General features: G+C 72.0%; 1 protein-coding gene. It reads left to right on the top strand.

Annotated features, from left to right (window positions below):
• Window positions 1–250, top strand: a 250-nt coding sequence (locus tag KVT32_RS30920) for a winged helix-turn-helix domain-containing protein (RefSeq protein WP_217619516.1), incomplete at both ends; no start/stop codon positions are given.

The following is a 250-nucleotide window of genomic DNA, read 5'->3' as shown; positions in this document are numbered from 1 at the left end:
CTGCCCGAGCAGCGCCGCGCCACCTGGGACAACCAGCCGCTGGAACTGACCAGCACCGCATTCAACCTGCTCCAAGTGCTGGCGCGCCACGCCGGGCGCCCCGTGCGCAAGAACGGGCGAACCGAACAGGGCCTGGGCCGCCCGCTGGCGCGCTTCGACCGCAACATCGACGAGCACCTGAGCAGCCTGCGCCACAAGCTCGGCACCCTCGACGACGGCCGCTCGCCGCTGCAGACGGTGTACCGCCTCG

The organism is Achromobacter sp. GbtcB20, from assembly GCF_019091095.1.
Classification (GTDB): Bacteria; Pseudomonadota; Gammaproteobacteria; order Burkholderiales; family Burkholderiaceae_B; genus Achromobacter; species Achromobacter mucicolens.
The sequence above is the reverse complement of the archived record's forward strand: the minus strand, read 5'-3'. Positions and strand labels throughout refer to the sequence as shown.